The organism is Variovorax sp. CCNWLW225 (assembly GCF_037204045.1).
GTDB lineage: Bacteria > Pseudomonadota > Gammaproteobacteria > Burkholderiales > Burkholderiaceae_C > Variovorax.
On the sequence record NZ_JBBCBV010000025.1, the window covers coordinates 24,354 to 48,873 of the forward strand.

Genomic DNA, 24,520 nt, shown 5'->3' on the forward strand with positions numbered 1-24,520 from the left:
GCCAGATATGAGCATCAATCTTTTCCGTTGCGCCGTTTCCCGCCGCACCGCGTCTGTATTTGCGGCAGCGGCACTCCTGTCCGCGTCCGTCTTCGCCCAAACGCCGTTTCCGACAAAGCCAGTGCGGCTGATCGTCCCCTGGCCTGCAGGAGCTTCGCCGGACGTCACAGCTCGATTCATTGCAGATCGCCTCACCAAGGATCTTGGACAGCCGGTCCTCGTCGACAACAGGCCAGGGGCAAGCCAGATCATTGGGACGGACCTTGTGGCCAAGGCTCCTGCCGATGGACACACGCTTCTCTTCACCGCGGCTCCGTCGGTCTCCCTCAATCCGCATGTGTTTAGCAAGCTGCCATACAAAGCTTCGGATCTGGTGCCGGTCATCCATGTCGTGGAAGTTCCCTTTGTGATGATCGTTCGCGCCAATTCCCCGTACAAATCGGTTGATGAGTTGGTGCAAGCCGCCAAGCGGGAACCGGGCAAGCTGAACTACGCGACCTACGGAGATGGCACTCCAAGCCATATTGCTGCCCTCCAGCTGGTGCAGAGGGCCGGCATAGCCATGACGGCCATTCCATACAAGGATGGAGGCATCCTTTCTGTCATGAGTGGAGACGTGGAGTTTTCGATGGAAGCGTCGGCCGCTGCCATCCCTCAGATCAACGGAGGCAAGCTGCGAGGGTTGGCAGTGTCTGCAAATGGGCGCGTGCCGAATCTGCCTGGCGTCCCGGTCTTGTCGGAGATTTTTCCCGGCAACCAGTTGCATTCATGGAACGGCATCCTGGCGCCGCGCGGTACCCCTCCGGAAGCCCTGAATCGTCTGTCGGTGGCATTGCAGAAGATCATTGCCTCGAGCGAGTTCCAACAGAAGGCGATCGATCTCGGCTTGATTCCGGTAGGCGGAACACAGGCGCAGTTTGCTTCATTCCTGGCCAAAGACTACGAAGAGTGGGGAGCGGTCGTGAAGCGCAACAACATTCGCCTTGACTGAGCCTATACCTATTACCCCGACAAGAAATTCATCGTGACCTACACAGTAATCGGGCGCTGCCCTCGGACTCACCAGATCGGCGTCGCCGTTGCAACGTATTCAGTCGCCTTCGGGTCGTTCACTCAAGGAGCGCACAGCGCCTACGGCGTCGTTATGTCACAGGCCAACGGGCGCAGGCGGAATGCCCCTCTGGGGCAGAACCTGCTGCAGCAGGGGCTAACGAGCAAAAGCGTGCTTGCAGCGCTGGTCCAGGACGACGCCCACGAGAGCCTTCGCCAGATCGCCGTGATGACACGAGACGGTTTGGGCGTGGTTCACACGGGCGCAAGCGTCACGGGTTGGGCCGGAGACAAGACGGGAACGGACTACACCGTCTTCGGAAATGTTCTAGCAGGCGAATACGTGCTCAAGGCAATGGAGGCGAAGTTCAACGAAGATCCGACCCAGCCGCTGGTTGAACGACTCATCAGCACGCTGGAGTCCGGCAGGGACGCAGGTGGTCAGACCGCCAACGACCGACATTTGCCCGAGCGATCGGCCTGTGTGGTCGTGATGGATCGCGAGAGCTACGCGGCATGGGACCTGCGCGTCGACATGCACGGGACCGCGGTGGAGGAACTGCGTCGCATCTACAACCTGTACAAGCCGTATCAGCCCTACTACGAAGCACGGGAGATCGACCCCACCAGCTGCCCGACCCAGCTGGCATGGGAGCGCGAGAGCCTGACCGGCGCTCACCTCCAGGAAACGCTGAAGTGATCAGAGGGCAGATGCCGGCCCTTTGTGCCGCCTCTCCGAACGCCTTGCGCAATCGACGAAACCCCTGACCATTCCGTCTTCATGAACTTCGCCGGCAACCTCGGCCACTTCGCGGTGAGAGCTGGATCGAGGGCCCGGCAACTGTGAGCGGACAACCCAAGCGACCGCCAACGGCGCCATGACGGTCCCCCTCCTAGCTGGCGCCGCGTTTTTCAGCGCGGCCGCCTTGCGCATCTGCGATGCGATGCTGCCGCGCTTGGCCAGCGACTTCGGCGTGACGCCAGGTGCAGCCGGGCAGGTCATCATCTGGTTTGCCGTCGCCTACGGCCTGGTGCAGCTGCTGTTCGGCCCGATGGGCGACCGGTACGGCAAGGCACGCTTGGTGCGTCTTGCGCTCGCCGGCTGTGCGGTGGCATCGCTGGCGTCGGCGCTTGCGCCCGACTTCCAGGTTTTGGTCTGGACCCGCGTCGCATGGGGCATCGCCGCCGCTGGCGTGATTCCCCTGGCCATGGCCTGGATCGGCGACGCCGTCCCCTATGACCAGCGCCAGGCCACGCTGGCGCGTTTGCTCACAGGCACCATCTCGGGAATGATGGCGGGCCAGCTGGCCGGCGGGTTGTTTTCCGAATCAGCCGCCGGTTGGCGCGGCGCCTTCTTCAGCCTGAGCGTGGGATATTCCGCAGTGGCGCTCCTGCTGATGATGCGAGCGCGCCAGGCACATGCCTCGATTGCCGCGCCCACCGGTGCTGCTTCTCAGGTGCCGATGGCGCAGCAGTTGCTGGCCGTTCTGCGCGTGCCTTGGGCGCGTGTCGTCCTGCTGGCAGTGCTGACAGAGGGGTTCTTCCTGCTGGGGCCGCTGAGCTATCTGCCCACATACCTGCATATACACCACAACCTGCCGCTGTCCACGGCCTCTGCCCTGGCGGCTCTCAATGCGGTCGGCGGCCTTGCATACGCCTTCACCGCCAGTCACATCGTGGCCCGCTTCGGGGAACGGCGCATGGTGCTGGCGGGCGGTTGGCTGATGGGGTGCGGCTTCCTAGCTTGGTGGATCTCGGTGCTGCCCTGGCTGGCCGGCCCCATCGCCCTGGTGGTGGGTTTCGGCACCTTTCTGTACCACAACACCTTGCAAACCCACGCGACCCAGATGGTGCCCGCGGCACGGGGGACATCCGTGGCCTTGTTTGCGTCTTTTCTATTCACCGGGCAGGCGCTGGGCGTGACCGCCACCGGGTATGTCGTAGACCACTTCGGCTTTACCCCGATTCTGCTGTCGGCGGCTGTCGCATTGCCTGTTGTGGGCTGGGGTTTTGCGCGTGCGCTGCGGCGCCGTTCGACTGGCGATTGAGCGCACCCAGCCCCAATTGCGCACCACCGTGAAGTGACCCACCTTTCCAAACTCAGGAAATATCATTTCCACTTCAGCGGCTTTCCATCTGCTTTGTGAAATTTTAAAGTTTGACTGCCCCACCCGGAAAACGGGCTTTTTGTGAACCATGCGAAACCTCAATCAAGACAACATCACTCAGGCCGTGATCGCCAGCTTCGCCGATGCGGGGACTCCTCGTCTCCAGCACATCATGACGAGCCTGGTACAGCATCTCCATGCCTTTGCGCGTGACGTGAAGCTGACAGAGGAAGAGTGGGCCCAGGGAATCGACTTCCTCACGCAGTGCGGACACATCACGGACTCGAAGCGGCAGGAGTTCATCCTGCTCTCCGACGTGTTGGGGTTGTCCATGCTCACGGTTGCGATGAATACCGAGAAGCCGCGAGGCTGTACGGAGTCGACTGTCTTCGGCCCGTTCCATGTCGAAGGTGCTCCGAAGTATGAGCTTGGAGATGACATCGCCAACGGGGCGAGCGGCACGCCTTGCCTGGTGCGCGGCACCGTCCGTGACATCTCCGGAAGCCCCATCCCGCAAGCCGTTCTGGACGTGTGGCAATCCGACGAAGACGGGCTGTATGACGTACAGCATGAGGGCCTGGATCAGGCCCAGGCGAGAGGCGTATTGACGGCGGATGGCGACGGGACGTTCTTCTTCCGATCCATCCTCGCCGTTCCGTACGCAATTCCTCACGATGGCCCCGTGGGCCGGTTGCTGGAAGCCACGGGACGCCATCCCTGGCGCCCTGCGCACCTTCATTTCATGATCAAGGCGCCCGGATACGAGACGCTGGTCACGCATGTCTTTCGCGACAAGAGCGACTACCTCGATTCGGATGCCGTATTCGGCGTGCGCCAGTCGCTGATCTGTGAGTGGAAGGAGCAGGCGGATGGCAGCTACCTGCTGGAATTTGACTTCGTGCTCAACCCGACTCGGGGGCACTCAGGTTGATGGACATGAAGGACTTCGTCTATACCGCACAGCCCTCGCGAGTGGTTTTCGGTGCCGGAAGCCTATCGCACCTCGAGCGGGAGATCGATCTACTGGGCGCCAGGCGGGCGATCGTGCTTTCGACGCCCGAGCAGGCCGAACAGGCCCGCGCGATTGCCGAACGCATCGGCAACCGAGCTGCGGGGGTGTTCGCACGTGCGGTGATGCATGTGCCGATCGAAACCGCGCGGGAAGCCCGTGAGTTCGCGCGTCAGCTCAATGCCGATTGCGCCATTGCGATCGGCGGCGGATCGACGACTGGTCTTGGCAAGGCGATCGCCCTCGAATCGTCCCTCCCCGTGCTTGCAATCCCGACGACATACGCTGGAAGCGAGATGACGCCGATCTATGGCATCACCGAAGCCGGGCTCAAAAAGACTGGCAAGGATCTGCGCGTGTTGCCTCGCACCGTGATCTACGACCCCGAACTCACGCTGACGCTTCCAGTCGGCATGAGCGTCACCAGCGCGATGAACGCCATCGCGCATGCCGCAGAGGGTTTGTACGCACAGGACAGCAATCCGGTCATGGATTTGATGGCCGAGGAAGGAATTCGCGCACTTGCGCAAGCGCTGCCGGGCATCCGGGCGGATGCCACAGAGATAGCGGCCAGGAGCGATGCGCTGTACGGGGCATGGCTGTGCGGCACCGTGCTCGGAACGGTCGGCATGGCGCTGCACCACAAGCTTTGCCACACGCTTGGCGGAACATTCAACTTGCCCCACGCTGAAGTCCATACCGTCGTGCTGCCCCACGCGATAGCCTTCAACTCGACCGCGGCCCCACAAGCAGTCAGACGCATCGAGCGTGCGCTCGGAAAAAATGGGGTGAGTGCGGCGGCTGGCATTTTCGACCTCGCGCAGCAAAGCGGTGCCCCGATGGCATTGAAGGACATTGGCATGCGCCAGGAGGATCTCGACAAGGCAGCTGACCTCGCAGTTGCAAACCCGTATTGGAACCCGCGTCCGATCGGCAGCGCCCAGCGCGCCGAAATCCGCGACCTGCTGCAGCACGCCTATGAGGGCGTGAGGCCGAATTCGATTGGCGCACAAGTGCCTTAACCGCCTGCCTCTCGAGGCAGATTTAACCAACCTTTAGGAGAGCAATATGAAGAGAACCGTCATCCACACGAACAAAGTCCCGCCTGTAAAGGTACCGCTGTCACAAGGCATCAAGGTTGGCGACTGGATCTACACGTCCGGCATGCTCGGCATGGACCCCGCCACGGGGCAACTGGCCGTAGGCGGCATGGAGGCGGAAACGCGCCAGGTCTGTGAGAACCTGAAAGCTGTTCTCGAAGCCGGCGGTTCGTCGCTTCAAGACGTTCACAAAGTCGTCATCTATGTTGCCGACCTTGCGGAAATGCTGCCGATGAACAAGGTGTTCAGTGAGTATTTCCCGAACGATCCGCCGGCGCGTACGACGTTCCAAGCGGCAGCGCTGGTCATGGGCGCACGAGTGGAGATCGAGGCGATCGCCACCGTCAAGGACTGACCTCGAAGACCCACCGACTGCAGCCTTGAGGTTTCAGTCGGTGTTGGACGGAGACGCCGAGATGCCGCAAATGCCCTCAACGTCCAGGCTCCACGGCCTCGATGCGGGGGACTGGACGAGTCGCGGCAAACGAACCCGATCACCGGCGCCGCCGTTCCTCGTCCGATCGCCCTTGTTTGCACCGGAGGAGCGTCAGGGTTGACCGCCGCGCCTTTCACTTTCAGATTCTCCAAAATTGCGAGCGTTAACCCGTCGATCGTGATGTTCCCTGTCCACGGCGCCTGCGACGAGGTGATACCCCCAAAATGCTCTACACATTCTTCCTGCTCGACAAGCCCGGTTCAAAGGAGCTGCGTCTTCAACTTCGACCCGCTCACAAGGCCTATCTGGCCCAGGTGGCCGAACGGATCGCCTTTGCCGGGCCCCTTCTCGCGGACGACGGAACGTCGATGATCGGGAGCCTGCTGTCGATCGACTTCGCCTCCCGGGACGATGCGCATGCATGGCTCGCAAACGAGCCGTTCACACGCGCCGGTGTCTACGCGTCAAGCAGCATCCATGCCTTCGAGAATCTGTGGCCTCAGAAGGCCGGCTTTCCGCCCGCAGAGTGAGTCATGGAAAGCAATGTGATCAAACACATCGTCATGTGGAAGCTGTGCGGCGAAACGCCTGAGCAGCGCCGCCAGAACGCGAACCAGCTCGTGGAGAGCTTCCATAGCCTTCGCGGCCGAGTGCCTGGTCTTCTCCACCTGGAGGTCGGAATCGACACAAGCGGCGTGGACTACGCATGCGACGTCGTGCTGTACAGCGAATTCGCCTCTCAAGCGGCACTGGAGGCCTACGCGAGCCACCCCGAACACCTGCGTGTAAAGCGCGAGCTCGGCAATCTGCGCATCACGCGCCATCAGGTGGACTACTCCACTACGACACACGCGGCTTAGCTCCGCAGACGTCGCTTACTTTCAATTGGAAATCCGATGAATATTCTTGGCCTGTCCGGCAGCCTCCGCGCCGGCTCTTACAACACACTGGCACTCAAAGCGGCTCAGAAGCTCGCACCCGCAGGAGTCGTGGTTGAAATCGCAACCATCGGCGATATTCCCATGTACAACGACGACCAGCGCGCTCAGGGGGAACCCGCCGCTGTTGCCGCGCTGAAGGAAAAAGTGCGCCAAGCGGATGGAGTGCTGATTGCCACACCGGAATACAACTTCTCTATCCCTGGAGTACTGAAGAACACCCTCGACTGGATGTCGCGCCCGCCAGAGCCGCCGTTCATCGGAAAAATTGTCGGCATCATCGGCGCAAGTCCAGGGCCAGTCGGCACAGCGCGCGTGCAGTACGACCTGCGGAAGGTCATGGTGTTCATGGATGCGTTCACGGTGAACAAACCCGAGGTGTTCATCAATCATTGCGCGGGCAAGTTCGACGCGCAAGGACAGTTCACCGATGAGGCTGGCGGCAAACTCATCGTTGATTTGCTGCTCGCCATGCAGGACCTGAAGCGGCGGCTTGGCTAAGCCCTGAGCGGCCACGCCGCTCGCGCACCGTCGCGCTTCTACGGCAGCACTCGTCTCGCAAACAACCAAGACAGCCAACTGAAACACATGAATATGGACCAAATCATCGCAACTGATCCAATACGGCTGCTCTCCATCCTCTGCGGATTGATGTTCATCCCGCACAGCGTTGCGAAGTTCACCGCGCGCCAGGCCGTCAACAAGGTCTTCGAATCCGCAGGGCTGCGTCCAGTGGCCTTCTTCGTCATCTTGTCGCTGATCATTGAGCTCATTGCAGCCATCGGTCTCGTGTTCAATGTACTGCAGCCATACGCTTCGTGGCTAGGTGCAATGTTCATGCTCGCTGCGGGAGCGGCCTCGTACAAGATTTCAGGCGGCAAATGGAACTGGAGCTTGGGGGGCTGCGAACTGCATGTCTTCTGGGCGCTATGCATGATGATCGTCGCCGTCCATAGCTAGGGAAGGTCTGATCGAGTCCGCCGACAGAAGATCTGAATGTTGATCAAGCAGCGCCGATGATGAGCCAGATCAGTTCTTCGGATGCCGAGCATGCGGGCAAGAGAAAGAGGACGCGTCGGACAGTCTTCCTCACCGAGATGGAGCTGGTGGTGCCCTGGAAAGCACTGCTTAAAGTCATCTAACCACACTATCCGCCTCCGGTGCGCTTGTCGGTGGTGTCACGGACGAACCGTTCGACTATGCCCAGTGCGTGCCGCTGATTGGCTGCTCGTGCAGGGTGATGTGCAAGATGAGCGACTCCGGCCGGGTCGTCTCCGGGGCGCCTCAAGTGCGGCGCATCTTTGCAAAGCGCATCGATGCCCCGTCCGGGAAGCGTTGCCGCCATAGCGCGATCTCGCACTGGTCCAGCCCGGCCTCCACAGGCGATGCACTTGTTCTGCAGGCCCTGCTCCACCAGCAAGATCACATGCGCCCGCAACCGCAATCGAGCCTCCACTCGTCGGCCCATCTGCCAGAACATGGAGCTCTCTCTCGCTGTGCTCATTCAGTCCGATCGTCTTGACAACTCGTATCGCTCCAGCCTCCTGGATCCACAGAGTATTTAAGACTCCCGCGCTCGGCAACTTTGATGAGAAGAGCATTCGGTGAATCGATTCATTCTTCCGATTCACGTAAATCTAAATTCCAAGTTTTGCGCTTTTCTTAAGAATGTGGAAATCATAAATTTCGTCTCATGGGGCCAGTCAAGGCACATTTTCATCCCCGTCCAACCCATACGATCATGAGGACAACATGAGCTCTGCCATTACGCGCCGTACTGCGCTTAGATTTGCTGCGGCAACATGCCTGACTGGAGGCGTTGCTGCCTGCGGAGGCGCTGAAGCCTCCGATCTAGGCCTTCCACTGGTGGGGCCGCTGGCACCAGCCCCTCGCAGGATTCTGATTCGAGGCGCCACGATCGTCAGCATGGATGCCAAGGTCGGCAATTTGACCAAGGGCGATATCCTGATTGCCGATGGCACCATTGCCGCCATCGGCTCGCAGTTGGATGCTGGTGATGCCGAAGTGATCGACGCCGCGGACATGATCGCCATTCCGGGCATGGTCGATACCCATCGCCATTCCTGGGAAGGTCAGCTGCGCCGCATTAACCCCAATGCGGCAACGCTTGGGGACTATAGCAACGCCACCCACCTCTCATTTGCCAAATACTACCGTCCGCGTGACATCTACGTAGGCAACATGATCACGGCGCTGGGTTGCATCGATGCCGGTATCACCACCGTGGTCGACGATTCCCACAACAGCCGTACGGCCGCGCACTCCGACGCCGCAGTTGACGCACTGCTCGAGTCAGGCATCCGGGCGGTGCACGTCACCGGGGCACCAGTCGCCGGCGACTGGGACAAGGCACATTGGCCGGGCAACCTTGCACGCCTACACGCCAAGTACCTCGCCAACAAGCCTGCAGGCTTGTTGACACTGGGCGTGATGGACGCTTTTCCGAAGCTCGAAACGGACCAGTGGGCCGTTGCACGGGAACTGGGCGCTGTCATCGTGACAGAGTTCATTGGCGCCGACCTGGCAGCCCAGCTCCCGGACCTGCACCGCAAGGGGCTGCTGCGTAGCGACAACATCTTCAACCACTGCATCGGACTGCCGGAATCCGCCTGGAACATCTTGCGCGAGGCAGGTGTGCGCGTCAGTGTGACCCCACGTTCGGATGCCCACTACGGAATCGAGGATGGCATGAATGCGTGGCAGAAGGCGCTCGAGCACGGCATTCGTCCTGGCCTCAGTGTCGACAACGAGACCTCCTACAGCGGTGACATGTTCATGGAAATGCGCGTGGCCTTCTACCTGCGACGGGCCCTGGGACACGGTGGCAATCCCGATGTGGCGGCGTCAACCAATGCCTCCCGGTTGTTGCAAGCTGCCACGATCGACGGCGCCGCAACCGCGGGACTGGAAAAGCGCACTGGCAGCCTGACGCCGGGCAAGCAGGCCGACGTGGTTCTGATCCGCACAAAGGACCTCAACATCTACCCGGTTAACAACGCGATCGGTACCGTGGTGCACGCGGCTGAGCGCAGCAATGTCGATACCGTCATCATCGGGGGGCGGCTGCGCAAACGCGATGGTGTCGTGCTGGGCGTGGACCAGGCAAAGCTGCGCTCCGCGATCGACGAGTCCCGCGCTTATCTGTTCAATGCCGCCGGTTACCAGCCGGATCCGTTTTCGGAATCGTTCAAGCCGCTTGAGCGTACGTAGGCAGCGCCTGATTAATGCGCTACTGCTACTGTTACCAATCGCTTTGCAGACCGCCTTGAATGGTCTGCTTGTGCGGGGCATCGGTGGCAGCTCTCTGACTGGGTCGCAGGTGTCTCTCGTCATCGGCGCGCTCTGTCTGGCTGTGATCGCGCTACTTCGTGCGCTACCGTGGCTTCATCATGGAAGCGCTGATCAGCGCGGTGATTTTGGATCGTGCGCCGTTGTTGGATGACCATTGGGTGCGATGTCGGAGGGATGAAGCGCCCTATCGGCTTCTCGAAGTGCCGTTTTGCGCCTCGCGGGCGTACCTATGCCCGCGAGCCACAAAGTAGTGGATGCCTGCCCGCTTATTGCTGATGTCGCCGTCTCAGCGGCCGCATCCACCGTTGGGGACAAAAGAAACCGCATTCAGTGACTGGCAAGCGTTGCGTCACAGTTGAACTCCACGGGTCAGCGCTCCATCAACTACCAAGTTGGTGCCAGTAATGAAGCTCGCAGCCGGACTGGCAAGAAACACCGCTGCATTGGCCATTTCCTGAGGGGTTCCCATCCGCCCTGTCGGATTCAATGCAAGGGCCTCCGCAAACAGCTTGGGATTGCCTGTTTCGATCTGCTTCCAGACACCGCCTAGGAAGTATGTGTTTCCCGGTGAGACGGAGTTGGCGCGGATGCCCTTGCCCGCCAAATGAAAAGCCAAGCCTTGTGTTTAGTGCACGATCGCGGCCTTGAAGGCGCCGTACGGGCCAGAGGCAAAGTCGATCTCTCGCGCCGACAAACTGGCGATGGTGACCACGGCCGGGTGCGCACTCTTTTCCACCGAAGGCATGGCTGCCTCCACCAGACGGACCGTGCCCATCAAGTCCACCTCGAACCCGCTGCGCCAGGCAGCTTCGCCATGCGAGATGGCGAGCGCACTGACATTGGCGACGACGATGTCGATGCCGCCGAAGTCGGCGTCGACCTCGGCCACCCAAGCTTTGAGTGCGTCACCATCGCCCACATCCAACGCATGGCCCCGAACCACCGCGCCGCCGGCCGAAAGCTCGGCCTGCACTTGCGTCACCTCGGCACCGTGGCGCGCGCAGAAGGCGACCTTTGCGCCTTCGGCCAGAAGCGTTTCGACGATCGCTCGTCCAATGCCCTTGGTGCCGCCGGTGACGACCGCTTTCAATCCTTGCAATCGCAGGTCCACATCGATCTCCAATGTTTGAGCAACGGATTCAAGCCAGATCAGCGAGGTACTTCTTTTCCACGCCGGCAGCCACGGAGTACTTCGGGTCCACAAAGTTGCCCAAGCGAACCTTGCCGCACTGGCTGAGCATCATGTAGGCATCCCATTGGTCGTAGCCGTACTCCTGAGCCATCCAGAGCACCAGCTCACGGTAGGCGATGCGGGTAGCGTCCTCGAGCGGACGCGCACTGCCGATCACCATGATTTTGTCCTCGGTCTCCAGGCGGGGCCAGTCGATCTCCCAAGCCTTGATGAGGTCCACGTGGATCGTGGTTCTGCTGGCGTATTCCACCGCCGTGCCGCAGACCTCGCCGTCGCCCTGGCAGGCGTGCGCATCGCCGATGAACAGCCGCGCGCCAGGCGAACGAACCGGCAGGTAGGTGATGCTGCCCGGCCCCATGTCGGGGATGTCCATGTTTCCCCCGTGATTGTCGGGGGTGAGCGAATTGATGGAGTCGATCTCGGGCGAGAGGCTCAGGGTGCCAATGTGTGGCCGGTAGGGCAGCGTGACGCGTCGGCTCCAGTACACGCCCTCTTCATCCAAGTCGATCTTGCGAGTGATCTCCGGCAGTGGATCGTTGAGCAGTGCCGTGAAGTCCGTGGCTGCGAGTCCGCCGAAGCGCGGGATCAGGCAACAAGTGCCTCGGGGGTTGGTGCCACGCGGCAACATCGACTCGATGTAGACCGCTACCACGTCGCCCTTTTCAGCACCCTCGATCATGATCGGTCCGCTTTGGGGATTGAGGAACGGCACTCGCAGCTTCTGGCTTGGGAGATCCTTTTCGGTCTGGATCTTCCCGTCGAACGCATCACGGGTGTCCACGACGATACGGTCACCCGGCACGACTTGCATCACCGGCTGCGAGTAGGGGCCGATCGTGTAGTGAAAGGTGCCTTGACGGGCCTCGCTCAGCTCATGAGTCTGCCCCACTTGACCGCGGGCGACACCTCGCATGTGCATGATCGATTGTTTGAGCCAGTCCATTTTTTTCCTTACTGTGGTTAAGTTGAAATTGGGGATGGTCTGCCGGGGTGGTCAGACCGAAATCAGGGAACGAATGTCGGTAGCCGCCATGTCACGGCCTTCACCACTGGCCACGACTTGTCCCCGCACTAGCACGGTGAAACGGTCGGCCACCGACTCGGCAAAGTCGACGTATTGCTCCACCAGAAGAATCGACAACTGCCCCTTGAGCGAGGCGATGACGGCCTGGATCTCCTGCACGATGGAGGGCTGGATGCCTTCCGTGGGTTCGTCGAGGATCAGCAGCCTTGGCTGGGTCAGCAGCGCCCGTGCAATAGCCAACTGCTGTTGTTGCCCGCCCGAGAGATTCCCGGCCAATCGCCGCCCCATGCTCTTGAGCACGGGAAACAGGTTCACGACGTCTTCGTAGGTGTGGCGAGGCCGGCGATCCTGTCCGGCACCGTCTCCGGGCCTTCCCGGCCTGCGCCGCCGCTCAGCGGTGATCTCACCCACGAGCAGGTTTTCACGCACGGTAAGTTCCGGAAACACCTCGCGGCCCTGAGGCACGTAGCCCATGCCTGCCTGCGCCCGGGCTTCGGGTGTCCAGGATGCAACCTCCTGACCACCCAACGTCACCTGGCCCGAACGAATGGGTAGCAGCCCCATGAGACAGCGCAACAGGGTGGTTTTACCGACGCCGTTGCGCCCTAGCAGCACCGTGCAGCCGCCGTCGGCCACCTGGAGTCTCACCTGCCGCAAGACGTGGCTGCTGCCGTAGTACTGGTTCAGTCCTTCAATCTTGAGCATCACCATCACCTTCCCAGATAGACCTGGATGACCTTCGGGTTGGTCCGCACCGCCTGCATCGACCCTTCGCCCAGCAGGCGACCTTCGTGCAGCACGCTCACCAGGTCGGCCACGCGATCGACAAACTCCATATCGTGTTCGACGACCACGATGGCCCTGTCGGGGGATCGCAGCGAGGCAATCAACTCGACCGTTCGCTCGGACTCCGCCTCGGTCATGCCCGCCACTGGCTCGTCGAGCAACAACACCTTGGGCTCGGCCACCAGCAACATGCCGATCTCCAGCCACTGCTTTTGCCCGTGCGAGAGTTCAGCTGCCTTGCGCTGGCGATCTTCCTGCAATCCAATCGTCACGAGCACCTCTTCGATGCGCTCCCGCTGCGCCACGCTCAGCCGCGACATCACCATCTCACCCCAGCCCAACCCGCGCCGCACAGCCAGTTCGAGGTTCTGCGCCACCGGCAATGCCTCGAAGACGCTGGGTTTCTGGAACTTACGCCCGATGCCGCTGCGGGCGATCTCCGCCTCACCGCGCGTGGCCAGATCCAGCTTGCGGTCCAGAAAAACCTCGCCACTGTTGGGCCGTGTCTTACCGGTGATGACGTCCATCAAGGTGGTCTTGCCAGCACCGTTCGGCCCGATCAGAGCGCGTGATTCGCCGTAACGAATTTCCAGTGTGAGATCGGTGATGGCAGCAAAGCCGCCGAAACGAACGTTCAGCCCGTTGATGTACAAGGCGATCGTCTGGCTCATGACGCAGCCTTCCAGGTACGCAACTGCTGCACACCACCCCACAGCCCGTTCTGCAAGGTCACCGTAATGAGCAGCGTGATGCCAGCCAGCACGAAAGGCCAAGCGCTGGGAATCTCGGCGCTCAACCAGAACTTGAGGCAGCTGAGGATGACCGCCCCGAGCACCGCACCGGTCAGTGTTCCACGCCCACCGATGGCCACCCACACCGCGATCTCGACCGAGAGCGTGGGCGAAACGATGCCTGGATTGATGATTCCGACCTGGGGCACGTACAGCATGCCGGCCAGCGCGGCTACGGCAGCCGACAGGCACCAAGCTGCGAGCTTGATGCGGTCGGTCCTGAAACCCAGGAAGCGCAACCGCGCCTCATCGTCCCGCACGGCCACCATGGCTTGCCCGAAGCTGGACAGTGCCAGCCAGCGCAACAGAAAGAACACCGCCGCCAGCACGACAGCCGACAAACTGGCCAACGCCACCTGGGTCGATTCGTGGGCCAAGTTGAAGCCGGCCAGCAGCGTGAAACCCGTCAAGCCGTTGTTGCCACCAAGACCCAGGTCGTTGTTGAACAGCAGGAGCATCAACGCGTACGTCAAAGCCTGGGTGATGATGGAGAAATACACACCGTTGATGCGGGACCGGAACGCTGCCAGCCCGACCACGCCGCCCACCAGCACCGCCAGCACAAGACCTAAGAGCAGGGCCATGGGGAGATCGGCAAAAGGCTTCAGCGCCGTCGGGAATGTGCTCCACCCCATGAACTGCATGAAGTCAGGCAACACCTTCGTGTCTGCATAGGCCGAGTTGAGAAGGTGGAACCCCATCACGTAGCCACCGATGCCGAAGAAGATGCCGTGTCCCAGGCTCAACACGCCCAATAGACCCCATACGAAGTCCAGCGCCAGCGCCAGCAGCGCGAAGCACATCATCTGCCCCACCAGATTTACGACGAACAAGGACAGATGCAGCGGGTGGCCAGGGGAAAAGACTGCGTTGAAGAGCGGTAGCGCAAGCGCCACGCACACCAGCAGGGCAGGCAAGCCGATGCGGCTGGCTGGGCGAAAAGGGGATCGAAGGGAAAGGACGGACTTCTGCATGGTTCAACCCCGGGTCTTGAGCGCAAAGAGGCCTTGCGGGCGGCGCTGGATGATCAAAACGATGAGCAGCAGGACGGCCACCTTGGCGGCCACAGCGCCATGGAATGGTTCGATCAACTGGTTGACCTCGCCCAGGATCAGTGAGGACACGGCCGTTCCCACCAAGCTCCCTGCCCCGCCGAGCACCACCACCATGAAGGCATCGATCACGAAGCTGGTGCCCATCGAGGGATTCACGCTGGCGATCTGGGTGAGCACAACGCCAGCCAGGCCGGCCAGGCCGCTGCCCAGGCCGAACGCCAGACGGTCGATGGAGGGTGCAGGAATTCCCAGTGCCCGCGCGGTATCGCGTCGCTGCGTGGTGGCGCGGATCAACAGACCGAACCGTGTTTGGCGGATCAGTCCATAGGCGGCCGCAAAGATCACCAGCCCCAGCGCAATGGCGAACACGCGATTCCAAGTGACAAAGAAACCGGGATACAGCTGCACCCCTCCCTGCAAGAACGACGGCGTGATGAACTCGACGTTCTGTGAGCCGAAGAGAATCTGCACCAGCTTGATCAGGGCGATGCTGACCGCCCAGGTCGCCAGCAGCGTCTCCAGCGGCCGCTTGTAGAGGTGGCGGATGATGGTCATCTCGAGCAAGATCCCGATCAGCGCGCACACGACGAAGGCAAAGGGAATGGCGACGAACACGTACGCATCGAACCAGCCGGGTGCGTAGGCCTGTAGCCATTTCTCGATCACGAAGGTGGCATACGCACCGATCATGATGAATTCGCCGTGCGCAAGATTGATCACACCGAGCAAGCCGAACACGATCGACAGCCCCAGGGCGGTGATGAGAAGCACCCCCGCATAGCTCAGGCCGCTGAAGATGATCGAAGCTGCCTTTCCCACCTCCAGTGCACGATTGATCTGCGACAGTGACTGCGTGAGTACCGTGCGCTCGCCGGGACTCATATCCGGGCGATCCTCCTGGTACTTTTGCAAGAGCGTGCGTGTGCTTTCGCTGGGCGCATTGCCCATGGCGCGTATGGCTTGGACGCGAACTTCGACAGATTCGCTGGCGAGGCTGCGCTTGGCCAGGGCCAGCTCAAGCGTCGCCATGACTTCGGGGTCCGCGGCCTTGGACAGTGCCAATCGCACGAGAGGCTCGTTGATCTGCGCATACGCCTGACTCATGCGCTGGGCCGCTGTCCGGCGAACGAGCACATCGGGACTGAAAAGCTCAATCTCTGCCTGCGACGTTTTCAGCAGTCGTGCCAACACCAGCGTTGGCACCATGGGTAGCTCGTCGACGGTCTCCGTGACTGGTTCAAGCGTGGCTGCGTCCACAAGGCCATGGTCCACCTTGAACACCGGGGCACCTTGCTCGCGGCAGATCAACGCTACTGCTTGAAGCCGCTCCAGAAATGTCTTGCCCCAGGCAGCGTCATCCGAAGAAGTGCCAACAACCGCTTGAACGATGCGATCCAAAGCGCTCCGATACGACGCCGGATCGGTACAGATGGACACGGCGATGGAGCTGCGCTCTTGCACGGGCATGGCAGCCTGCGCCTGCAGCAGCGGTGCGCACAGGCACGCGACCATCAAATGCTGGAACCAGGGGCCCCACCGCACGAATCCGCGCGAGCGGTCGAACAGAGACTTCATGAAAACGCTCCGCAGTCAGAAGAATCCGACGTGCCACGCACGTCGGCTACACGCCGGGCAATCACGCCTTGACGAAAGGGCTGTACGGAACCGGAGCGACGATGTCCTTGGACTTCCAGAGAATGTCGAAACCTTGCTTGGCGTTGATCGAACCGATCATGGTGCCGCGCCACAGATACTGATTGGTCGCATCCATCTTCGCGATGTAGCCAGCGGGGTCCGCAACCGCCATGCCCGCCATGGCTTTGCGCACGGCCGCGGGCTCGAACGACTTTGCTTTGGTGGCGGCCTGAGCCCACAGCTGGATGCCCATCACCGTGCTCACCATGGGGTCGATCACCATGTCCGGGCGGTGCTTGAGCTGCTTGGCCTTGACGTAGCTCGCCCAGTCGGACTTGAGCTGACGATTGGCAGGCGTGTCGATATTCTGGAAGTAGCACCAGCAGCTCAGATGCCCCGCCAGCGGTGCGGTGTCCAGGCCTTCGAGATCGCTGTCCACCACGTCCAGGCCAAGGATCGGAATGTCTGTGGCGCGAATGCCCTGGTTGATGGCCTCTTTGAACATGGCAGGGATCGAATCTCCCACCACCGTCAACACCACGATGGCCTGGCCGCCCGGCTGCGCTGCAAAGGCTTTGATGTCGCGCACGATCGACTGGAAGTTCGAGTGGCTGAAAGGAACGTACTGCTCGCGGATAGCGCTTTCGGGCACACCCTTGGTCTTGAGGTAACCCTTGAGCATCTTGTTGATAGTGCGTGGCCAAACGTAGTCGCTGCCCACCATGAAGAAGCGTTTGGCCTCGCCGCCCTGGGGGGTCATCAGGTATTCAACCGCGGGAAGCACAGAGCTGCTGGGCGGAGAGTTGAGGTAGACCACGTTCTTGGACTGCTCCTCGCCCTCGAAGTGCAGCGGGTAGAACAACAGGCTATCCTGCGCCTCCACCACCGGCAGCACTGACTTGCGCGACACCGAGGTCCAGCAACCAAAGATGGCCGCAACCTTCTCGCTGAGGATCAACTGCTTGCTCATCTGCGCATACATCGGCCAGTCACTCGCGGGATCCACCACGACACCTTCGACCTTGCGTCCCATCACGCCACCTTTGGCGTTGATCTGATCGATCGTCATCAGGGAGATGTCCTTCAACAACGACTCGTTGTTAGCCATGGCGCCGGATTGCGAGAACAGCAGGCCCAGCTTGACGGGACCGCTGCCCGAAGGTGTCGCCGCCAGCGCAGTCTGGGAAAGACTGCCAGCCGAGGCCGCCACGACACCCGAGCCCACTGCAGACAGGAAATTGCGTCTTTTCATTGCTTCACTCCGACCGAAGAAATTCGCAAACAAAAAAAAGAGCCCGCACCCCTTGCGGGGTTCGGGCTCTTTTGCCGTTGTCGCCATGGACGCCTTTGTCCGCAGCAACGTGTCCTGGGTGCTTGACGATGGTGCGCAATCCAAAGACTCTTTCCACGATGCAAGCGGCGTGCCACCCTTTGACATGGCTGCAGGTGGACAGTCCTCACGTTATGCATCTTCTGTCCGTCTGCCCCATAGCTGGAAACGCTGGGAGCCGGTGGCTCACTTCTTGCGCCGGGAACTGCTTCATGGCGGCATGCACCGCATACACGCACCCACACCGCACCATCGCGGTGCTGCACGGTGAATCTGTACAGCACATCCATACACATGGCACCCATAGAGATCGGCGTTCTTTATTCCTCAACCGGCGTTACGGCAGCTGTCGAGGAGACGCAGCGCAGAGCCGTATTGATGGCCATGGAGCTCATCAACGACGCCGGCGGCGTGCTCGGCCGGGAGATCATCCCGGTGTGTGTCGACCCCGCCTCCAACCCGCGCCTGTATGGGCAGTTGAGTGAGCAACTCATCATCGAACGCGGCATTCGTCTGTTCATGGGTTGCTACATGTCGAGCAGCCGAAAGGCCGTCATTCCGATGGTGGAGCGCCATGACGCACTGCTGTTCTATGGCACCGCCTACGAGGGCTTCGAGTTCAGCCGCAATGTGTTCTACGGCGGCGCTGTGCCCAACCAGAACATCTTGCCGCTGGCGGGCTACATGCTTGAACGCCATGGCAGCCGCGTCGCCCTGATCGGATCAGACTACGTGTGCCCCCACGAAGCCAACCGCGTGATGAGCGAACTCATCCACGAGCGTGGCGGCAGCAAGGCCTTGGAAGCCTACCTGCCACTTGATGCCAGTGCGCATGACTACGAAGCTCTGGCCCAGGCCATCCAGCGCAGTGGTGCCGATTTCATTTACTCCACCGTGGTGGGGGAAGGCATGGCCCGGCTGCACCGAGCCCTGGACCGTGCCGGCGTCGATCGTCAAGTGACGCCGATCGCCAGCCACATGAGCTGCGAGGCCGACGTCCAGGCCATGGGCGCCGAACTGGCCGAGGGGCTGATCACCTGTTCGACCTACTTCGAGTCAGTGAACACGGAAGCCAACCGCGAGGCCATCCAGCGTTATCGCCAGCGTTTCGGGGCCGACGCGCGCACAAACTCCTGCTGGGAGGCGGCTTACGTGCAAACCCATTTGCTCGCCCAAGCCATGAGCACGTGCGGCAGCACGGAGCCGGTTCATATCTCGCGCGCCATGGCGGGCCTGGAAATGAACGCACCCCAAGGGCGGATCCGCGTGGACGGCAACAACCACCACACCCACCTGAACCCCCGCATCGGACGTTGCAACGCCAACGGCAGTTTCGACATCCTGGCGGAAGCGCCCGAACCCGTGATCGCGGACCCTTACGTTATGTCGCACATCCCGCCTGCATGGGCAGGTCGCTCGCAACCGCGATACAACGGCGCAGCAGGCAAGGTCGCAGTGGGGGCCGCATGACGAGGATCAACGACAGCCAGGCCATTTTCAAGGACATCCGCCTGCTGCGGCTGTTGGTGGTCCACCCCGATGACGGAGATCGGGAGGAGCTCACGGCCCAGCTTTCGCGCATCGGGTGTTCGTTTACCTGCGCATGGCCTCTGTTGGAAACACTGCCGCAAGGTACTGACATGGTGCTCATGTCCGTTCACCCGGATACGCTGTCGCAACCCTGCCCGTGGCTCGAAAGGCCGAATTCACCTCCCGTCATTCCCATCGTTGCGTTCGAGAATCCAATCACCCTTGCGGCGGTGTTGCACTTGAACGCATTCACGACGATTGCTTCGCCCGTGAGACCTGCTGGCGTACTGACCGCACTCGCACTAACACTGCACCAGAGTAAGCAACGCCGATCGAGGGAACACTACATCCAGCGCCTGGAGCAGAAGGCGGCCCACCAGCAAGTCATTCACAAAGCCACGCGCGCACTCATGGATGCGCGTCGACTCAAGGAAGACGAGGCCTACGAGGTCCTGCGCGAACGAGCCATGCTGCAACGCGAGCCGATCGAGAGTGTGGCTCGTCAAGTTCTGAAAGCCACCGAAGCGTTGGGTATGTGATCCTGCAGCGCGCGCCCGTCCTCGACGATCGTGAGCCAGGGAAGCGCCCGGCGTGGTGGACTGCTGGTTCACAGCCTTGCCGAGCGCAGCTTGACCGTGAAGCTCACCGCATCGGCGTTCTTCACGTTGGCCAAGTAGATGTTGGCCGCGCTGTTGCCTCCTCGCCGGTGCGCGGTCCGGCTTTTTTATCAGCACGCGCGTGCTGCTCGACTACTGGAGCCTGCGCGCGTCAACGCCGGCTGCGCTCGACTAGCTCCCGCCTCGCAGCAACTCCCAGGCCGAGCGCGAAATTTCCTCATCCGCTAACCCATAGCGCTTTTCGCTGATTTATTTGCCCTGCCAGACCGGCTTGCGCTTCTCCGCAAAAGCCTTGGGCCCTTCGATCCTGTCGGCGCTAGAGTACAGAGCAGCGACCGTCGGCAATTGCTTCTGCTTCGGATACGTTCGATCAATTTCCGGGTCCCACAAGCCGGCGTTTACCAGCGCCTTTGATGCACGGATGGCAAGTGGCGATCCCTTGAGGATTTCTTGTGCCCAGCGAATTGCCACTGGGAGCACTTGGTCCTTGGGTACCACTTCGTTGACAAAGCCCAAAGACTTCGCTTCGGTGGCTCCAACGCGCCGGCTTGTCAAAATGATCCCCATCGCTTGCTTGAGTCCGATCTGCTGTGGCAGACGCAGGAGTCCGCCACAGACTGCAGCCAGCCCAACTTGCGGCTCAGGTAGAGCAAACTCCGCGTGCTCGGCTGCAATGATCAGGTCGCACGCCAAAGCAATCTCGAAGCCTCCACCCAACGCGACGCCGTTCACAGCTGCGATCACGGGTTTTTCAAGTTGATGCCGAGCAGTCAGACCACCGAATCCGCTGGGCGGCCAGGTGTTGTCATTGCCCGCCGCTTGAAACTTCAAGTCATTGCCAGCACAGAACGCTTTGTCGCCTTCTCCGGTGATGATCGCCACCCAGGCTGAAGGATCTGCGGCGAAACGGTCGAACACCTCTTCAAGTTCAAGGCATGCAGGCCGATGCAGTGCGTTTCTTACTTCCTGCCGACAAATCGTGATGAGGGTGATGGGCCCACGATGTTCCACGCGGCAGTACTGCAGTTCCTGAATCGAGGAGGCGTTCATTCCTTCAACCTCGCAACCTTGGAGAGCGCGCGAACGGTCGCTTGGTCGGACTGCAAACGTTTCAAAAAGTCGGCACCCGTACTGCCTACGCCAGTCACACCTAAGGTGGAGACTGACTTCGTGAACTCCGGCGTCTTGACGACGTTCATGGCCGCTCGCTCAAGCTTTTCCAAAACTGCCTTTGGCGTTTTGGCGGGCGCTACGATCCCGTACCAGACGTTGAAGTTCATGTTCTTGACCCCGGCTTCGTCAAAGGTCGGGACATCAGGCAGCAGCGGCAGACGGCTGCTTCCTGTCACTGCCAGGGGACAAATGCGCTTCCCAGTGATGTGGGGCATCGCAACCGGGCTGACGAACGTAAACTGCACCTCGCCACCGATGAGGCCTGTGATTGCAGGTGCCTCGCCTTTGTAGGGGACGTGCAACGCCTTGATGCCGCTGCTCTGTTTGAACATCTCTCCCACGAGATTGCTCGCGCTCCCATAGCCCACCGACGAATAGTTGAGCGCATCCGGCTTGGCGCGTGCCGCCTCGACCAACTGCGCAACAGTCTTCGGGCCATTGCGGCACTCGACGACCAGGAGCCATGGCAGGTCAGTCGCAAGACTGACCATGGCGAAGTCCTTCGCTGGATCAAAGCCGGCCTGGTCGTTCAGCACAGGCTCTGCCGCGAGCGAGGATGTGCTGCCGAACAACAACGTATAGCCGTCGGCTTCAGCTTTGGCGACGAAACGGGTGCCGATGGCGCCAGAGGCTCCCGCTTTGTTATCAACGATGACCGGCGTTTTGAGCTGCGCCTGCAGCCCGCGCGCGACCAGCCGTGCTTGCACGTCGGTGCTTCCACCGGGTGGGAAGGGAACGACGAGAGTGATCGGCTTTGTTGGGTAGTCTTGCGCTGAAGCCGCCAGCGCAAGAGTTCCCAATGTCAAAGCAAGAATGCTCTGTCGCGGCCAGCGTGGTTGATTCTTTTTGATGAACATAACGTGTCTCCTTTTGAGTTGAATTTCAGCCAGCGGGACATCCAGCGATGGCCCTGCAAAACGGGCATGCATTTCAGATCAGGTCAGGTCGATCGGCCGCTGGCCGCCCGCGACTTGCGAAACTCTGGCCTGACCGCCCGGTCTCCTATGACGCCAGCCTCCTGCAGCGCGTCGATTTGGGTCTTGTCGAGGCCCAGCAGATCGCTCAAGACTTCGTGGTTGAACTGGCCGAGCGTCGGTGCTGGACGCAATGGGGGAAGCGTTTCCAGGGAATCGCGATAAGGTGGAGAAGGCTGAGGATGCAAGCCGACCAGTTCCCGGTCGATCCACTGCCAGAAGCCTCTCGCCTTGAGATGAGGGTCGTTCAGCAGTTCCAAGGGTCGACGGCTCACCCCAGCCGGAACACCCGCACGCTGCAGCTCCTCCATCGCCATCTGCGGCGTGCGAGTGGCCGTCCAAGCGGCTATGACATCGTCGATACGGGGAAGCGCCCCGCGCCGCCCTGCCGCAGTGGCCAGCGTGCTATCGCTCGCCAAGTCGGGCCTGGCTATCACTTCGCACAGTTGCAGCCATTTGACGTCGTCGGTGACGGCAACCAATAACCACTCGTCCTTGCCCATGCAGCGGTAGAAGCCGTGGGGCGCATGATGAGGGTGGCGGGTGCCCATTCGGTCAACAACACAGCCATTGGCGGACTGCTCCACGATCCACGGCGCCGCCATGGACATCATGCACTCGACCTGCGAAAGAATGATGCGTTGACCGCACCCAGTCCGCTGCTTGTGAAAGAGTGCCACTAGCAACGCTGACGCCGCATGCAGGCCGCCGATCGGATCGCCGTACGCGATGTGCACCATTGAAGGCGGATCTTCCGGACGCCCGGCCACCATGGGTAGTCCAGAAGCTTGTTCAAGGGTGGAGCCGTAGGCTCGGCATTCCCGCCATGGTCCGTCAGTGCCGAAAGCCGGCATCGACAGCATGATGATTTCCGGATTGGCTTGCTTCAGATCTACGTAGTCAAGACCCAATTTCGAGAGCACGCCAGCAGAATAATTGTCGATAACGACGTCCGCGTCTTTCACGAGCGCCTTCACCAGCTGCCGACCTTCCTCCGTCGTCAGATCGAGTGTGATGCCGCGTTTGCTGCGGCTCAGCACGTTGAAGTAGGGGCTTTTCTCGTACAACCGCTGTTCAAAGACAATCGCACGGTCGTCGACCCCACGCCACCAGTCGGGATATTGGCAAGCCTCAACCTTCACGACGTCGGCACCAAGTTCGGCGAAGTGACGTGTGGCGAGTGGGCCAGCCCAACCCATGGACAGGTCGACAACACGGATGCCAGCCAGCGGCGCGCGTGAATCGCCGCGATCCAGCGGTACTTCGGCGCGTGGTTGTGAAGATTCGCGCCAACGCGCTTCGTCTGCGCACGCCGCGGGAACCGAACCGCCACGCAGCGGCGGCGTGCCCTGCAACCGTAGCGGAGAAGCAGGCTGCTCGTGTGTGCGGCTACCGTGACGAATAGTCTCAAAGACCTCGCGTCGACGATGCTCGGGCGTATTCAGCAATTCTTCGATGCTTGGAACCACAACGAGCGGAAGCATTCTCTGCAGCGCCAGGGAGAACCATTCTTCCGCAGTTTTTTCCAGAAAGCGGGAAACGAAGCGAGCCTCCAGTTCGTCAGCACATTGCAATCGACCGCTGCGCTCCACGAAGCGCGGATCGCTCCCCAAATCTTCCACGCCGAGCATCGAGCAAAAAGTCCTCCACTGGACTGGAGTAACGACGGTCACTCCCACCCAACCACTCTTGCAACGGTAAATACCGAGTGGGAAATTGGGTGAGAAGCGGTTGACTCCCCAACGTTCATCCAGTCCGTTTGTCGCCCAACTCAGCGCGACGTTGTAGTCGGCCAGCGTAATAGCCGCGTCGAACAGCGGCAACTCGAGCCGTCGTCCACGGCGCAAAGGTGCCTGCACGGACGAAAGTGTGGAGATGAACGCGGTCAGTCCGCCGACAAGGCCAGCCTGATAGTCGTACAGCGCAGTTGGCGGGCCTTCATTGGGCCCTACCAATTGGGTGCCACCGGCAAGGGCTCGGCATACTGCGTCGCTGCCACTGAACTCGCTGTACGGACCGTCGTCTCCAAACCAGCTCATGGCGGCGATGACAAGACATGGATTCGACGTTGCGAGCGCTGAATGGTCAACCCCCAGCTCCTGACGCTGAGCCGGCGAAAGCGAATCGATCAGGACGTCAGCCTCGACCAATAGGTTGGCAAGGGCTTCGCGAGAGAGGAGTGCGCTGCGCTTTCGTGTATTGAGAAAGGAGAAAAACGCGCCTTCGCCCTCCCCCTCGCCTGTGTTGATCAAAGGTGCAATGAGGCGCCCTGGGTCGCCGGTAGAGGGCTCCAACTTCACAACGTCCGCGCCGAAATCAGCGAACATGCGAGCGCAAAGGGCACCGGCAGGTAGATCGCCGATTTCTAGCACTCGCAGTTCGGAAAGAGCAGATCGCGCTGACGTCATGCCCCCAGCCCCGTGAGTCGTGCCCCGTCTTGGCGGTCAGACTGGCCATGCC

At 61.0% G+C, this 24,520-nt stretch carries 22 protein-coding genes and 2 pseudogenes; 14 read left to right on the plus strand and 10 right to left on the minus strand.

What is annotated here, in order from left to right; genetic code table 11:
- The first annotated feature begins 7 nt into the window (after positions 1-7).
- The 12 genes and pseudogenes from V9L20_RS25080 to V9L20_RS25135 all read left to right on the plus strand — a co-directional run bounded on the left by V9L20_RS25080 (position 8) and on the right by V9L20_RS25135 (position 9,872).
- Positions 8-991, plus strand: a complete 984-nt coding sequence (locus V9L20_RS25080; protein WP_164547947.1) for a tripartite tricarboxylate transporter substrate binding protein — start codon at positions 8-10, stop codon at positions 989-991.
- Between the two features lie 33 nt (positions 992-1,024).
- Positions 1,025-1,750, plus strand: a complete 726-nt coding sequence (locus V9L20_RS25085; protein WP_164547948.1) for a DUF1028 domain-containing protein — start codon at positions 1,025-1,027, stop codon at positions 1,748-1,750.
- 178 nt (positions 1,751-1,928) lie between these two features.
- Entirely contained in the window at positions 1,929-3,098 is a 1,170-nt protein-coding gene (locus V9L20_RS25090) for an MFS transporter (RefSeq protein ID WP_125966970.1), read from the plus strand.
- Positions 3,099-3,246: 148 nt separating this feature from the next.
- Positions 3,247-4,089, plus strand: a complete 843-nt coding sequence (locus V9L20_RS25095) for an intradiol ring-cleavage dioxygenase (protein WP_125966971.1) — start codon at positions 3,247-3,249, stop codon at positions 4,087-4,089.
- A gap of 5 nt (positions 4,090-4,094) precedes the next feature.
- On the plus strand, positions 4,095-5,189 hold the full coding sequence (locus V9L20_RS25100; protein ID WP_125966972.1) for a maleylacetate reductase: 1,095 nt from the start codon (positions 4,095-4,097) through the stop codon (positions 5,187-5,189).
- A gap of 46 nt (positions 5,190-5,235) precedes the next feature.
- The gene (locus tag V9L20_RS25105) at positions 5,236-5,622 is read left to right on the plus strand and encodes a RidA family protein (RefSeq protein ID WP_125966973.1); all 387 of its coding nucleotides are present in this window, start codon (positions 5,236-5,238) and stop codon (positions 5,620-5,622) included.
- A 305-nt stretch (positions 5,623-5,927) separates the two neighbouring features.
- Positions 5,928-6,233 (plus strand): YciI family protein, encoded by a 306-nt coding sequence (locus V9L20_RS25110; protein WP_125966974.1) that lies wholly within the window; start codon positions 5,928-5,930, stop codon positions 6,231-6,233.
- Between the two features lie 3 nt (positions 6,234-6,236).
- Positions 6,237-6,563, plus strand: coding sequence for a Dabb family protein (locus V9L20_RS25115; RefSeq protein ID WP_206168909.1), 327 nt, complete (start codon positions 6,237-6,239; stop codon positions 6,561-6,563).
- A 36-nt stretch (positions 6,564-6,599) separates the two neighbouring features.
- Complete coding sequence (locus tag V9L20_RS25120; RefSeq protein ID WP_125966975.1) at positions 6,600-7,142, plus strand: NADPH-dependent FMN reductase; 543 nt, start codon at positions 6,600-6,602, stop codon at positions 7,140-7,142.
- Positions 7,143-7,229: 87 nt separating this feature from the next.
- Positions 7,230-7,601 carry a DoxX family protein gene (locus tag V9L20_RS25125; protein ID WP_125966976.1) on the plus strand — a complete coding sequence of 124 codons (372 nt, stop codon included), beginning with the start codon at positions 7,230-7,232 and terminating at the stop codon, positions 7,599-7,601.
- A gap of 59 nt (positions 7,602-7,660) precedes the next feature.
- Positions 7,661-7,780: pseudogene (locus V9L20_RS25130) on the plus strand (IS5/IS1182 family transposase); the annotation flags it as partial.
- Positions 7,781-8,507: 727 nt separating this feature from the next.
- Positions 8,508-9,872: an amidohydrolase family protein gene (locus tag V9L20_RS25135; RefSeq protein ID WP_276312028.1), complete on the plus strand. Its 1,365-nt coding sequence runs from the start codon at positions 8,508-8,510 to the stop codon at positions 9,870-9,872.
- Positions 9,873-10,302: 430 nt separating this feature from the next.
- Here V9L20_RS25135 and V9L20_RS25140 read toward each other — a convergent pair.
- The 7 genes and pseudogenes from V9L20_RS25140 to V9L20_RS25170 all read right to left on the minus strand — a co-directional run bounded on the left by V9L20_RS25140 (position 10,303) and on the right by V9L20_RS25170 (position 17,688).
- Positions 10,303-11,064, minus strand: a pseudogene (locus V9L20_RS25140) (SDR family NAD(P)-dependent oxidoreductase).
- A 28-nt stretch (positions 11,065-11,092) separates the two neighbouring features.
- Positions 11,093-12,088 (minus strand): acetamidase/formamidase family protein, encoded by a 996-nt coding sequence (locus tag V9L20_RS25145; protein ID WP_125966978.1) that lies wholly within the window; start codon positions 12,086-12,088, stop codon positions 11,093-11,095.
- Positions 12,089-12,139: 51 nt separating this feature from the next.
- On the minus strand, positions 12,140-12,874 hold the full coding sequence (gene urtE / locus V9L20_RS25150) for an urea ABC transporter ATP-binding subunit UrtE (RefSeq protein WP_125966979.1): 735 nt from the start codon (positions 12,872-12,874) through the stop codon (positions 12,140-12,142).
- A gap of 5 nt (positions 12,875-12,879) precedes the next feature.
- Positions 12,880-13,626 carry an urea ABC transporter ATP-binding protein UrtD gene (gene urtD, locus V9L20_RS25155; protein WP_125966980.1) on the minus strand — a complete coding sequence of 249 codons (747 nt, stop codon included), beginning with the start codon at positions 13,624-13,626 and terminating at the stop codon, positions 12,880-12,882.
- Positions 13,623-14,720 (minus strand): urea ABC transporter permease subunit UrtC, encoded by a 1,098-nt coding sequence (gene urtC, locus V9L20_RS25160; RefSeq protein WP_125966981.1) that lies wholly within the window; start codon positions 14,718-14,720, stop codon positions 13,623-13,625. Before urtC ends, urtD begins: the two co-directional genes overlap by 4 nt.
- A gap of 3 nt (positions 14,721-14,723) precedes the next feature.
- Positions 14,724-16,376 (minus strand): urea ABC transporter permease subunit UrtB, encoded by a 1,653-nt coding sequence (urtB, locus tag V9L20_RS25165; protein ID WP_125966982.1) that lies wholly within the window; start codon positions 16,374-16,376, stop codon positions 14,724-14,726.
- A 61-nt stretch (positions 16,377-16,437) separates the two neighbouring features.
- Positions 16,438-17,688 carry an urea ABC transporter substrate-binding protein gene (locus V9L20_RS25170; RefSeq protein ID WP_125966983.1) on the minus strand — a complete coding sequence of 417 codons (1,251 nt, stop codon included), beginning with the start codon at positions 17,686-17,688 and terminating at the stop codon, positions 16,438-16,440.
- A 372-nt stretch (positions 17,689-18,060) separates the two neighbouring features.
- Between V9L20_RS25170 and V9L20_RS25175 the strand changes: the two genes are divergently transcribed.
- Both V9L20_RS25175 and V9L20_RS25180 read left to right on the plus strand, forming a co-directional pair.
- Positions 18,061-19,236 carry a transporter substrate-binding domain-containing protein gene (locus tag V9L20_RS25175; RefSeq protein WP_125966984.1) on the plus strand — a complete coding sequence of 392 codons (1,176 nt, stop codon included), beginning with the start codon at positions 18,061-18,063 and terminating at the stop codon, positions 19,234-19,236.
- Positions 19,233-19,835 (plus strand): ANTAR domain-containing response regulator, encoded by a 603-nt coding sequence (locus V9L20_RS25180; protein ID WP_125966985.1) that lies wholly within the window; start codon positions 19,233-19,235, stop codon positions 19,833-19,835. The genes V9L20_RS25175 and V9L20_RS25180 overlap by 4 nt, the downstream gene beginning before the upstream one ends.
- 327 nt (positions 19,836-20,162) lie before the next feature.
- Here the strand turns inward: V9L20_RS25180 and V9L20_RS25185 are convergent, their stop codons facing one another.
- The 3 genes from V9L20_RS25185 to V9L20_RS25195 all read right to left on the minus strand — a co-directional run bounded on the left by V9L20_RS25185 (position 20,163) and on the right by V9L20_RS25195 (position 24,468).
- The gene (locus tag V9L20_RS25185) at positions 20,163-20,963 is read right to left on the minus strand and encodes an enoyl-CoA hydratase-related protein (RefSeq protein ID WP_125966986.1); all 801 of its coding nucleotides are present in this window, start codon (positions 20,961-20,963) and stop codon (positions 20,163-20,165) included.
- Positions 20,960-21,943, minus strand: coding sequence for a Bug family tripartite tricarboxylate transporter substrate binding protein (locus V9L20_RS25190; protein ID WP_164547950.1), 984 nt, complete (start codon positions 21,941-21,943; stop codon positions 20,960-20,962). Before V9L20_RS25190 ends, V9L20_RS25185 begins: the two co-directional genes overlap by 4 nt.
- Before the next feature lie 83 nt (positions 21,944-22,026).
- On the minus strand, positions 22,027-24,468 hold the full coding sequence (locus V9L20_RS25195; protein ID WP_125966988.1) for a CaiB/BaiF CoA transferase family protein: 2,442 nt from the start codon (positions 24,466-24,468) through the stop codon (positions 22,027-22,029).
- Between the last annotated feature and the right edge of the window lie 52 nt (positions 24,469-24,520).

What these genes read in the sequence shown, in the direction of transcription:
- V9L20_RS25110 (WP_125966974.1), top strand. Translation starts at nt 5,928, where the DNA reads ATGCTCTACACATTCTTCCTGCTCGACAAGCCCGGTTCAAAGGAGCTG.
- V9L20_RS25125 (WP_125966976.1), top strand. Translation starts at nt 7,230, where the DNA reads ATGAATATGGACCAAATCATCGCAACTGATCCAATACGGCTGCTCTCC.
- V9L20_RS25170 (WP_125966983.1), bottom strand. Translation starts at nt 17,688, where the DNA reads ATGAAAAGACGCAATTTCCTGTCTGCAGTGGGCTCGGGTGTCGTGGCG.
- V9L20_RS25115 (WP_206168909.1), top strand. Translation starts at nt 6,237, where the DNA reads ATGGAAAGCAATGTGATCAAACACATCGTCATGTGGAAGCTGTGCGGC.
- urtC (WP_125966981.1), bottom strand. Translation starts at nt 14,720, where the DNA reads ATGCAGAAGTCCGTCCTTTCCCTTCGATCCCCTTTTCGCCCAGCCAGC.
- V9L20_RS25120 (WP_125966975.1), top strand. Translation starts at nt 6,600, where the DNA reads ATGAATATTCTTGGCCTGTCCGGCAGCCTCCGCGCCGGCTCTTACAAC.
- V9L20_RS25145 (WP_125966978.1), bottom strand. Translation starts at nt 12,088, where the DNA reads ATGGACTGGCTCAAACAATCGATCATGCACATGCGAGGTGTCGCCCGC.
- urtD (WP_125966980.1), bottom strand. Translation starts at nt 13,626, where the DNA reads ATGAGCCAGACGATCGCCTTGTACATCAACGGGCTGAACGTTCGTTTC.
- V9L20_RS25185 (WP_125966986.1), bottom strand. Translation starts at nt 20,963, where the DNA reads ATGAACGCCTCCTCGATTCAGGAACTGCAGTACTGCCGCGTGGAACAT.
- urtE (WP_125966979.1), bottom strand. Translation starts at nt 12,874, where the DNA reads ATGCTCAAGATTGAAGGACTGAACCAGTACTACGGCAGCAGCCACGTC.
- V9L20_RS25190 (WP_164547950.1), bottom strand. Translation starts at nt 21,943, where the DNA reads ATGTTCATCAAAAAGAATCAACCACGCTGGCCGCGACAGAGCATTCTT.
- V9L20_RS25080 (WP_164547947.1), top strand. Translation starts at nt 8, where the DNA reads ATGAGCATCAATCTTTTCCGTTGCGCCGTTTCCCGCCGCACCGCGTCT.
- V9L20_RS25100 (WP_125966972.1), top strand. Translation starts at nt 4,095, where the DNA reads ATGAAGGACTTCGTCTATACCGCACAGCCCTCGCGAGTGGTTTTCGGT.
- V9L20_RS25095 (WP_125966971.1), top strand. Translation starts at nt 3,247, where the DNA reads ATGCGAAACCTCAATCAAGACAACATCACTCAGGCCGTGATCGCCAGC.
- V9L20_RS25195 (WP_125966988.1), bottom strand. Translation starts at nt 24,468, where the DNA reads ATGACGTCAGCGCGATCTGCTCTTTCCGAACTGCGAGTGCTAGAAATC.
- urtB (WP_125966982.1), bottom strand. Translation starts at nt 16,376, where the DNA reads ATGAAGTCTCTGTTCGACCGCTCGCGCGGATTCGTGCGGTGGGGCCCC.
- V9L20_RS25105 (WP_125966973.1), top strand. Translation starts at nt 5,236, where the DNA reads ATGAAGAGAACCGTCATCCACACGAACAAAGTCCCGCCTGTAAAGGTA.
- V9L20_RS25180 (WP_125966985.1), top strand. Translation starts at nt 19,233, where the DNA reads ATGACGAGGATCAACGACAGCCAGGCCATTTTCAAGGACATCCGCCTG.
- V9L20_RS25090 (WP_125966970.1), top strand. Translation starts at nt 1,929, where the DNA reads ATGACGGTCCCCCTCCTAGCTGGCGCCGCGTTTTTCAGCGCGGCCGCC.
- V9L20_RS25175 (WP_125966984.1), top strand. Translation starts at nt 18,061, where the DNA reads ATGGCACCCATAGAGATCGGCGTTCTTTATTCCTCAACCGGCGTTACG.